The sequence below is a fragment of the Flavobacterium sp. genome, assembly GCF_020217025.1.
Taxonomy (GTDB): domain Bacteria; phylum Bacteroidota; class Bacteroidia; order Flavobacteriales; family Flavobacteriaceae; genus Flavobacterium.
Genome location: NZ_JAIWOF010000068.1, coordinates 1 through 10,000, shown reverse-complemented (window position 1 = coordinate 10,000; position 10,000 = coordinate 1). Strand labels below are relative to the sequence as shown.

General features: G+C 34.0%; 10 protein-coding genes. 5 read left to right on the top strand and 5 right to left on the bottom strand.

Annotated elements, in window-relative coordinates; translation table 11 throughout:
- The coding region (locus LDL23_RS03240; protein WP_291264431.1) for a carboxypeptidase-like regulatory domain-containing protein at positions 1 to 888 on the bottom strand (888 nt) is incomplete at its 3' end.
- A 198-nt stretch (positions 889 to 1,086) separates the two neighbouring features.
- Between LDL23_RS03240 and LDL23_RS03235 the strand changes: the two genes are divergently transcribed.
- Positions 1,087 to 1,746, top strand: a complete 660-nt coding sequence (locus LDL23_RS03235; RefSeq protein WP_291264430.1) for a ribonuclease HII — start codon at positions 1,087 to 1,089, stop codon at positions 1,744 to 1,746.
- Positions 1,747 to 1,995: 249 nt separating this feature from the next.
- Here LDL23_RS03235 and lipB read toward each other — a convergent pair whose 3' ends face one another.
- Entirely contained in the window at positions 1,996 to 2,691 is a 696-nt protein-coding gene (gene lipB, locus LDL23_RS03230) for a lipoyl(octanoyl) transferase LipB (RefSeq protein ID WP_291264429.1), read from the bottom strand.
- A gap of 250 nt (positions 2,692 to 2,941) precedes the next feature.
- Here lipB and lysS point away from each other — a divergent pair, with 250 nt between their 5' ends.
- The 4 genes from lysS to LDL23_RS03210 all read left to right on the top strand — a co-directional run bounded on the left by lysS (position 2,942) and on the right by LDL23_RS03210 (position 6,520).
- Complete coding sequence (gene lysS, locus LDL23_RS03225) at positions 2,942 to 4,639, top strand: lysine--tRNA ligase (RefSeq protein ID WP_291264428.1); 1,698 nt, start codon at positions 2,942 to 2,944, stop codon at positions 4,637 to 4,639.
- Between the two features lie 83 nt (positions 4,640 to 4,722).
- Positions 4,723 to 5,580 (top strand): T9SS type A sorting domain-containing protein, encoded by an 858-nt coding sequence (locus tag LDL23_RS03220; protein ID WP_291264427.1) that lies wholly within the window; start codon positions 4,723 to 4,725, stop codon positions 5,578 to 5,580.
- Positions 5,581 to 5,679: 99 nt separating this feature from the next.
- Complete coding sequence (locus LDL23_RS03215) at positions 5,680 to 6,111, top strand: hypothetical protein (RefSeq protein ID WP_291264426.1); 432 nt, start codon at positions 5,680 to 5,682, stop codon at positions 6,109 to 6,111.
- A gap of 82 nt (positions 6,112 to 6,193) precedes the next feature.
- The gene (locus tag LDL23_RS03210; RefSeq protein ID WP_291264425.1) at positions 6,194 to 6,520 is read left to right on the top strand and encodes a hypothetical protein; all 327 of its coding nucleotides are present in this window, start codon (positions 6,194 to 6,196) and stop codon (positions 6,518 to 6,520) included.
- Positions 6,521 to 6,552: 32 nt separating this feature from the next.
- Here the strand turns inward: LDL23_RS03210 and hemL are convergent, their stop codons facing one another.
- From hemL to LDL23_RS03195, 3 genes are all read right to left on the bottom strand, one after another.
- Complete coding sequence (gene hemL / locus LDL23_RS03205; protein WP_291264424.1) at positions 6,553 to 7,839, bottom strand: glutamate-1-semialdehyde 2,1-aminomutase; 1,287 nt, start codon at positions 7,837 to 7,839, stop codon at positions 6,553 to 6,555.
- Positions 7,839 to 8,729 carry a glucosaminidase domain-containing protein gene (locus LDL23_RS03200; protein ID WP_291264423.1) on the bottom strand — a complete coding sequence of 297 codons (891 nt, stop codon included), beginning with the start codon at positions 8,727 to 8,729 and terminating at the stop codon, positions 7,839 to 7,841. Before LDL23_RS03200 ends, hemL begins: the two co-directional genes overlap by 1 nt.
- Positions 8,730 to 8,924: 195 nt before the next feature.
- Complete coding sequence (locus LDL23_RS03195; protein ID WP_291264432.1) at positions 8,925 to 9,821, bottom strand: 1-aminocyclopropane-1-carboxylate deaminase/D-cysteine desulfhydrase; 897 nt, start codon at positions 9,819 to 9,821, stop codon at positions 8,925 to 8,927.
- Between the last annotated feature and the right edge of the window lie 179 nt (positions 9,822 to 10,000).

The following is a 10,000-nucleotide window of genomic DNA, read 5'->3' as shown; positions in this document are numbered from 1 at the left end:
TTGGTAAGAACCATCACTTAAGATTGGACCTAAACGTCTTAAATTTCCATCATATCTAGGACCCCAACTTGTATTTTCAAATGGATCATACTCACCAACACCTGATCCAAACGAAGTTTGCATTTCAGGGAAATATTTGATTTTTTCAACTACCATACTTGTACTAAAATCTACAGACATTCCTGTATCTTTTTTACCTTGTTTAGTAGTTACAATTAAAGCTCCATTTCTACCTTGAGAACCGTATAATGCAGTTGCACTAGCTCCTTTCAATGTATTAATAGACTCAATATCATTTGGATTTAAGTTATTCAAAGCATTGTTAGCTTGAATAACACCATCAATAACAATCAACGCAGCATTATCACCCGTAATACCTTTATAACCTCTTAAGATTACAACTGTAGATGGATTAACACCATTGTTTCTTGTAATAATGTTCAAACCAGAAACTTTACCTGCTAAAGCTGTTACAGCATTTACTGGAGAAGCCTGAGTTAATTGTTTAGCCTCTACTTTTTCTGTAGAATAAGCTAATTTTTTAGTCTCTCTAACAATACCGTAAGCCGTAACCACAACTTCATTTCCTTGTACCACATCATCAGACATAGATACATTGTAAGAATTTGCAGCACCAACTTTAACCGTAGATGTTTTTTTACCTGTGTAAGTAAAAACTAAAACATCTCCTTGTTTAGCACTAATGGTATAGTTACCATCAAAATCAGTAGTGGTTCCACGAGTTGTCCCTTGAACAACAACGTTAGCACCAGCAATAGGCCCTAGTTCGTCAGAAACTACACCTGTTACAGTTTTCTCTTGTGCGAACGAAAACTGCATTGTAAACGCTACTAAAAGCGTAAAAATCCATTTGAACTTCGATCTCATATTAAATTTATTTGAGTTAGTTATTCCGCAAACTTCTTAATTATTTCTTAAATAAACAAATAATACTTCGGAATATTACTAATTTATTTATGTTAAAGTTTTAGTTTTAAAAAAACATTTTACGGAAGAATCTCATACTAAAGATGAAAATATCGCAAAAAGGTTGCGTATAAAATTATATTTTTGTCAAAAAAAAGAATGTTAAGTAAAAGTTACAGTAATTTAATATTAGAATGCGGAACAGATGAAGCCGGAAGAGGTTGCTTAGCCGGCCCTGTAACAGCTGCTGCTATTTTACTTCCAGATAATTTTGAGCTAAATCTACTCAATGATTCCAAACAACTTTCAGAAAAAATTAGAGAAAAACTAAAACCCGAAATTGAAAAGAAAGCAACTTCTTTTGCCGTTACTCATATTTTTCCAAATGAAATTGACGAAATAAACATCTTGAATGCCTCAATGAAAGCCATGCAAGAGTGTATTTTGCAACTAAATCTAACTCCAGAGTATATAATTGTAGACGGAAATCGTCCTTTGAATGGAAAATTAGGCATGAAACAAAAAACAGGAAGGATTTTTAATAAAGAAGAAATTAAACTTTTAAAATCAATTCCTACAACTAGCATCATTAAAGGTGATAGTAAATATTTGAGTATTGCCGCGGCATCTGTTTTAGCCAAAACCTACCGAGATGAATACATGAATAAGATTCACGAAGAGTTTCCGATGTATAATTGGAAGAAAAACAAAGGTTATCCAACGAAAGATCACAGAGAAGCCATTAAAAAATATGGCCCTTGTAAATACCACCGAATGAGCTTTCGATTATTGCCAGAACAGCTGAGTTTGGAGTTTTAGAATTCACACAGAGGTACACGGAGATTTTTTTACTCTGTTTATGTTGAATAGAGCTAAACAGAGCGTTTTACTTTTTTATATTTCCACCAAACTAAAATACTTTTAACTTGATTTTACAATAAATACAGAGAAAACATTCTATGTTATAGAATAATCAATTAATTTAAATACACTTACTATAAGATAAGTACAAAATATGCATGGGACATATATGGGATATGTACGGGATATGTACGGGATAAAACTTACTTAAACTATTTCTGCTTCAAACAAATTTTGAAAATGTTTTAGAATTTTCTCTTTTACTTCTTGTTCGTTTATTTCTTTTCCTAATTCGGCATGCATTGAGGTAACGGCTTTTCCTTTGATTCCGCAGGGGATGATGTTGTCGAAGTAGCCTAAATCGGCATTGACGTTTAGAGCGAAACCGTGCATGGTTACCCAACGTGATGCTCGCACTCCCATAGCGCAAATTTTTCTTGCGAATGGTGTTCCTACATCAAACCAAACACCGGTTTCTCCTTCGCTACGAGTTGCGTGTAAACCGTATTCAGCTAGCGTTAGTATAATTGCTTCTTCTAGGAATCGTAAGTATTTATGAATGTCAGTGAAAAAGTTTTCTAAATCTAAGATGGGATAGCCTACGATTTGTCCTGGTCCGTGGTAGGTGATATCGCCTCCTCTGTTGATTTTATAAAAAGTAGCCCCTTTTGCTTCTAATTGTTTTTCAGAAAGTAATAAATTAGACATGTCACCACTTTTTCCTAGTGTGTAAACATGTGGATGTTCTACATATAAAAAATAGTTAGGTGTAGCAATTGCAGTTTCCTCTCTCCTATTTTGAACTTTGATGTCGACAATTTCTTTGAATAATTCTTCTTGATAATCCCAAGTGTCTTTGTAATCTTTATTTCCTAAATCTTGAAGTTGGACTTTTTTATTCATTTGTAACTTTTATTGTTTTTTAAAGGTCAAATGGTATCGCCTTTCTCGTCATATGTGTTTGCTTGCGCAAACTCGTGTTTAGTGGCGATTTCATAACAACCGAAATTGTGTTTTTGAAAAGTGAAGCAAAGATACGAATAGTTCTTAAAATTTGGTAAAAGGCAAAAGGGATTAGGCAAAAGGTTTTTTTAACTCTAAACTTTTAAACTTTTAAACTAATACCTATCTTTGCACGCTTAAATACAATACTATGCAACTTTCGGAACAAGAAATCATTAGAAGAGACAAACTAAACGCTTTACGCGAACTTGGAATTAACCCTTATCCAGCGGATTTATTTCCGGTGAATCACACTTCAAAGCAAGTGAAGGAAAATTTTGAAGAAGGTAAGAAGGTTATTTTGGCTGGACGTTTGATGAGTGTTCGTGATCAAGGAAAAGCTTCGTTTGCTGAATTACAAGACAGCGAAGGAAGAATTCAGTTGTATTTTAATCGTGATGTGCTTTGCGAAGGTGAAGATAAAACGCTTTACAACCAAGTTTTCAAAAAATTAACCGATTTAGGTGATTTTATTGGAATTGAAGGTGAATTATTCATAACAAAAGTGGGCGCGATGTGCGTTCGTGTGGATGATTTTAAAATGTTGAGCAAAACGTTAAAACCGCTTCCGTTACCAAAAACTGACGAAGAAGGTCATGTGTTTGACGCTTTTACCGACCCAGAATTGCGTTACCGTATGCGTTACGTGGATTTAGTGGTAAACCCACATGTGAAAGAAGTTTTTATGAAGAGAACCAAATTGTTCACTGCTATGAGAACCTTTTTCAATGAAGCGGGTTACATGGAAGTGGAAACTCCGGTATTGCAATCGATTCCTGGTGGAGCGGCAGCACGTCCGTTTATTACGCATCATAACAGTTTAGATATTCCATTGTACATGCGAATTGCTAACGAATTATATTTGAAAAGATTAATCGTTGGTGGATTTGATGGTGTTTACGAATTTTCAAAAAACTTCCGTAACGAAGGAATGGACAGAACGCATAATCCAGAATTTACTGCAATGGAAATTTATGTAGCTTACAAAGACTACAACTGGATGATGGAAATGACTGAAAATTTATTAGAATATTGTGCTACTCAAGTAAACGGAACAACTGAAGCTACTTTTGGCGAACACAAAGTAAACTTCAAAGCACCTTATGCAAGAGTAACGATGACCGATGCCATCAAACAATTTACAGGATTTGACATTACTGGAAAATCGGAAGATGAATTGCGCGAAGCTGCAAAATCAATGGGAATCGAAGTGAACGACACCATGGGTAAAGGAAAATTAATTGATGAAATTTTTGGTGAAAAATGCGAAGGCAACTTTATTCAGCCAACGTTCATTACGGATTACCCAAAAGAAATGTCGCCTTTATGTAAATCGCACCGAGATAATCCTGAATTAACAGAACGTTTTGAATTAATGGTTTGTGGAAAAGAAATCGCAAATGCGTATTCGGAATTAAACGACCCAATTGACCAAAGAGAACGTTTTGAAAACCAAATGGCTTTAGCCGCAAAAGGTGATGACGAAGCTAACGGAATTATCGATGAAGATTTCTTAAGAGCTTTAGAATATGGAATGCCTCCAACTTCTGGTTTAGGAATTGGAATGGATCGTTTGATTATGTTCTTAACCAACAATCAATCGATTCAAGAAGTGTTGTTTTTCCCGCAAATGCGTCCAGAGAAAAAAGGTCCAGAATTAACGGAAGATGAAAAACACATTATCGAAATTTTAAAAGCTAACGAAGGAATTTCGATTGGTGATTTAAAAATAAAATCGGAATTGAGCGGTAAAAAATGGGATGCTGCTAGTAAAGGATTAAGCAAGCATGGTTTACTCAGGATAGAAGTTAATGGCGAAAATAAAATAGCTGTTTACACTGGAAAATAACATATAAAAATAGAGACTTCGTAATTGAAGTCTTTTTTTTTTATTTTTGCCCAAAATTAACTCTCTAAAATTTCAAAAAAAAAATGAAAAAAATTATTTTATTTCTTACGTTAAGCTCTTCTATTTTAAGCTTTGGACAAGTTACACTAATAGATCCTGCTGGTGACGGTGGATTTGAGACTGGTGCAACTTTTGATTCCAATGGCTGGTTAACGGCACAACAATCTGGCGCAAACAAAAAATGGTATTGCGGAACAGGACAAACAGGATTTACTGGCGCAAGAGCTGCATTTATTGGCAATAGCGAAACAACTGTAGGTAATAATAACTCGGCAAGAACAGTTCATTTGTATAGACCCATAACTATTCCTGCTGGAGCAACTAATATCGTATTAAATTTTAAATACAAACAAGAAGTTTCTGACTTTACTGGTAGCACCTATTACGATTACATAACTGTTTCAACTGGTACTGGAACTCCAACGAATGGAAATCTATTTACATCAGGCACTACTCAATTTGGTCCTTATCCAAATGCTGCTGTATTGACTTTCACTAATCAAACTGTAACTTTACCTAATAGTTTAGCTGGAACAACAACAAATCTTGTTTTTACTTTTGTAAGTGATGATGTAAACCCTAGAGGTTTTGGAGCAATTGATGATGTATCTTTAGTATATACAGAAGCATTATCTATTGATGAGAATGTGAAAAGTTCTTTAACTTTTTATCCCAATCCAGTCAAAAACACTTTTACTATTACTCATGATGATACAATTAGAAGTTTAGAAATTTTCAACTTAATTGGTCAATCTGTAATGCATTTTGAAATCAACAATAAAGAGGCAAAAATAGATGTCACATCACTAGCTAAAGGCAATTATGTTGTTAAAATAAAAGCTGAAGACGGTGAAAAAATTATCAAGATAATAAAGGAATAAAAAAAAAGGAACTCAAATGAGTTCCTTTTTTTTTTATTTTAAATTAAACCTTTTTCTTTTTTCAGCGTCTTATCATCAAACAATTAAAAAAACGAAAAGATGAAAAAATTAATTTTAGCAATTGCTTTAGTGATGACAACATTAACCTTTGCACAAGACAGAAAACAAGGAAGAGAGAAGTTAACACCAGAACAGCAAAGCGAACTTCATGTTAAGAAGATGACTCTCGATTTAGATTTGGATGCACAACAACAAAAAGAAGTAAAAACCATTTTGTTAGAGCAAGCGAAAAAAAGAGAAGCCAAAATGGCCGAAATGAAAGCTAAAAAAGAAAAAGGTGAAAAACCATCTGCTGACGAAAGATTTGAAATGAAAAATGAGATGTTAGACAATCAAATTGAAATGAAAGCCAAAATGAAAAAAATCTTAAAGCCAGAACAATACAAAAAATGGGAAGAGAATCTTGATGAAAAAACAGCACAAGCAAAAGAAAAAATGCAAAAAAGAGTAAAAGAGCGCAGAGGTAATTAATTATTTTTGACAAAATGTTTTGTTTTAATCTCAAATTTAATTTAGATTTGACAAACCAAAAAAAATCAACTGTATTTAAATTATGAAAAAAATAGTCTTTTCTCTAGTATTATTCTTTGCGTTTAGCGCTTTATCTTTTGCTCAAGATCAAAAATCAAATGATCCTAAAATGGCCGCAAAGTTAGAATTAAATGAATTGGTAAAAGTGATTCCTTTGGAGAGCAATTTAGAAAATGGCTTGTATGATTTATTAGTTTATAAACACGTAAATTTAGCCAAAGCTACTTCTGATAAGGAAAGAAATGAAGTTTATTCCATTATGAAAAGTAAAATTGAAGGCTCTCTTTCTCCTGAGCAGTTAAGAAAACTTAAAAGCAATAAAGCTCTTTATGATAATTTAATTAAATAAAAAAATGTCCCGATTATATCGGGACATTTTTTTTATAACTCTCTTGCAGTTTCTGCTATTGCATTAATTGTAAAATCTAAATCTTCATAAGTTAATGCATCGGTGATAAACCAAGTTTCATAAGCGGAAGGCGCAATATAAATTCCTCTATTTAACAATCCGTGGAAGAACTTCTTAAACGTTTCGTTATCTCCATTTTTAGCCGTAGTAAAATCATAAACTGGATTGGCATCAAAATGAACCGATATCATAGAACCTACTCTGTTGATGGTAAACACAACATTAGCATCGGTTAACACTTTTCGGATTCCGTTTTCTAAGTATGCTGTTTTTTCATCTAAACGTTTAAAAATATCAGCATCCGCATTCAGTGCTTTCAACATTTCTAATCCAGCAGCCATGGCTAATGGATTTCCTGATAAAGTTCCTGCTTGATACACCGGACCAAGTGGTGCTAAATAATTCATGATTTCTTCTCTGGCAGCGAAAGCACCTACTGGTAATCCTCCTCCAATTACTTTACCAAAGCAAACTATATCGGCTTGAATTCCGAATAATTCTTGAGCTCCTCCTTTTGCCAAGCGGAATCCCGTCATTACTTCATCAAAAATAAGCAAGGCTCCGTTTTCTGTACAAACAGCTCTTAGTGCTTCTAAAAACCCTTTTGCTGGCGGAATGCACCCCATATTTCCTGCAACAGGTTCGATTATAATGGCTGCAATTTCATTTTTATTCGCTTCAAACAAGGCTTTTACATTCTCAATATCGTTATAAGACGCTAATAAAGTATCTTTTGCAGTACCTTGTGTTACCCCAGGCGAATTTGGCACACCAAACGTACTCAAACCACTTCCTGCTGCTATTAAAAACGAATCGGAATGTCCGTGATAGCATCCTGAAAATTTGATGATTTTATCGCGCTTTGTATAGCCACGTGCCAAACGAATCGCACTCATACAAGCTTCTGTACCTGAATTTACAAAACGGATTTTATCGATATTAGGCACCATAGAAACTGCTAATTGCGCAATCTGCGTTTCTAATTCTGTTGGCATTCCAAAGGAAGTACCTTTTTTAGCTTTTTCAATAACCGCGTTTACAACTGGTTCATAAGCATGCCCTAAAATCATAGGTCCCCACGAGTTGATGTAATCTATTAATCGGTTGCCATCTTCATCATATAAATAGGCTCCTTTTGCTTCTTTTGCAAAAATAGGAGTACCTCCTACTCCTTTAAATGCTCTTACTGGAGAATTTACACCTCCAGGAATTACTTTGTTAGCTTCTACAAATAGTTCGCTACTTCTTTTATATATCATTATTTTATTTTGATTTGTTGCCCAATAGAAATGGCATTATCTGACATGTTGTTTAATTTCTTCAAATCATCCACCGTAAGATTGAATCTTTTTGACAGCGAATATAACGTATCGCCTTGTTGAATGGTGTAGTAATCTCCGCCTTGTGCTAGAATAATTTCATTTTTTGCAGGTTTAAAATCACGACTTAGAACCTCATTATCGTACTTATACAATTCGAAACGTTCAATTAAGCCAATCAATTTCTCTGGATATTTTACATCTGTTGCATAACCCGCCGATTTTAATCCTTTTGCCCAAGACTCATAATCGCCTTTATCTAATTTGAATAAACTAGAATATCTTGGTCGTGAAGTTAAAAACAACGAATGATCGCGGTATGATTCTGCTGGATCTTCATATTTTCTAAAACATTCTTGAGCTGAATCGTCGTCGTGTTTTACACTTTCCCCTGTCCATTCTTTATGGCATTTAATTCCGAAGTGATTATTGGCACTTACTGCTAATTTTCCTTTACCTGCACCTGATTCTAAAATTCCTTGTGCCAATGTAATACTTGCAGGAATTCCGTGAGCTTTCATATTATTTTGAGCAATTTCTTTAAAATTAGCTACATAAATTTGAATCTCTTCGGCATACGTTTTTACATTAGAAGTAGCCTCCAAACTAACTTCTGAATCGGTTTTTGATTTTGATTCTGATGTTGCTGATTTAGTTGATGAATTCGTTACAACAGGTTTTTTAGCTGTAGTTGTTTTTGTTTTTGTTTGCGCTACTGGCTGTTTTTTAGTGGTAACTTTAGGCTTTGACGTTGTTCTCACCACAGGGCGCGAACTGGTACAACTTACTACTAAAAGCGCTAGTAAAAAAAGGGCTAGTCTAATTTTCATTTATTTTTAGTGCTGTTTTATTTATTCTCTTTTTTATGATATCCGTTACACCCCTGAAGTTCCCTCGAGGGGACAATGTTTTGTGAGATATTTTATTTGTTGTCTTTTCTAAGACGATTGTTACACCCCTGTAGTCCCCTCGAGGGGACAATCCTAAATTTGGAAATTTATTTGTTCTTATAAATTAGATACTCTTTATTCAAATTGTATTGTTTCTTTATTCTTATTTTTTAGAGCAAAATTCATGCCTTTAATTCCTTGCAAACCACCGGTGTGAATCATTAGAATTTTAGCATTGGGTGGAAAATATCCTTTTTCAATTAAATCTAAAACTCCGAAAACCATCTTACCCGTGTATACAGGATCTAATGGAATAGCCGTTTGACTGTAAAACGAATTTAAAAACTGAATCAATTCGTCTGTTACTTTACCATATCCTCCAAAATGATAGGCATCACTAATACTCCAATTCGTTTTCACTACAAAATTACGAATTACCTCAGATAAAAATGCACCTTTTAACGAAGAAAATCCAATTAATTGCTGTTTTTCGGCTGAAGAATTAATCAAACCTGAAATCGTTCCACCTGTTCCAACAGCGCAAGCAATGTGCGTAAAATACGATTTATCTTCGGAAGTTAAAATTTCCTCACAGCCTTTTATGGCTAAATCATTGGTTCCTCCTTCGGGTATTAAATAGAAAGGACCCCATTTTTCTTGTAAGTAGGAAATAAACGAACTGGACTCTTTATCACGATAAGCAGTTCGGCTTACGAAATGGAATTGCATGCCTAATTCTTGTGCTTTAGCTAGCGTAGGATTTTCATGTATTTTACTTTCGAGTTCTTCTCCACGAATAATTCCGATAGTTTTACATCCAACTTCTGCTCCAGCTCCTGCAACCGCTAAAATGTGATTAGAAAAAGCACCACCAAAAGTTAACCATGTGGTATGCCCTAACTTTTGTGCTTCTTGAATGTTGTATTTGAGTTTTCTGAATTTATTTCCGGAAATAATGGGATGTAAAAAATCCTCTCTTTTTATAAAGAGTTGGATGTTGTTTGGGAATTGCCCTTTTATTTCTTGATTCATCATACAAAGTAAGAAAAAAATCAGATAAGGACATTGCCTTCTTCTCAAATCTTTTCTTACTTCCAGAGTAAATTTATGATTAAAGTAAGCTGAATTTAGGTCTCAAAATTGCTTTTTTTACATCTTAAAAACGATTTTATAACAATCTATTAACATTTTATCAGCAAAAAATCGATTTT

Coding starts and splice junctions, on each gene's coding strand:
- LDL23_RS03235 (WP_291264430.1), top strand. CDS start 1,087: ATGTTAAGTAAAAGTTACAGTAATTTAATATTAGAATGCGGAACAGAT.
- lipB (WP_291264429.1), bottom strand. CDS start 2,691: ATGAATAAAAAAGTCCAACTTCAAGATTTAGGAAATAAAGATTACAAA.
- lysS (WP_291264428.1), top strand. CDS start 2,942: ATGCAACTTTCGGAACAAGAAATCATTAGAAGAGACAAACTAAACGCT.
- LDL23_RS03220 (WP_291264427.1), top strand. CDS start 4,723: ATGAAAAAAATTATTTTATTTCTTACGTTAAGCTCTTCTATTTTAAGC.
- LDL23_RS03215 (WP_291264426.1), top strand. CDS start 5,680: ATGAAAAAATTAATTTTAGCAATTGCTTTAGTGATGACAACATTAACC.
- LDL23_RS03210 (WP_291264425.1), top strand. CDS start 6,194: ATGAAAAAAATAGTCTTTTCTCTAGTATTATTCTTTGCGTTTAGCGCT.
- hemL (WP_291264424.1), bottom strand. CDS start 7,839: ATGATATATAAAAGAAGTAGCGAACTATTTGTAGAAGCTAACAAAGTA.
- LDL23_RS03200 (WP_291264423.1), bottom strand. CDS start 8,729: ATGAAAATTAGACTAGCCCTTTTTTTACTAGCGCTTTTAGTAGTAAGT.
- LDL23_RS03195 (WP_291264432.1), bottom strand. CDS start 9,821: ATGAATCAAGAAATAAAAGGGCAATTCCCAAACAACATCCAACTCTTT.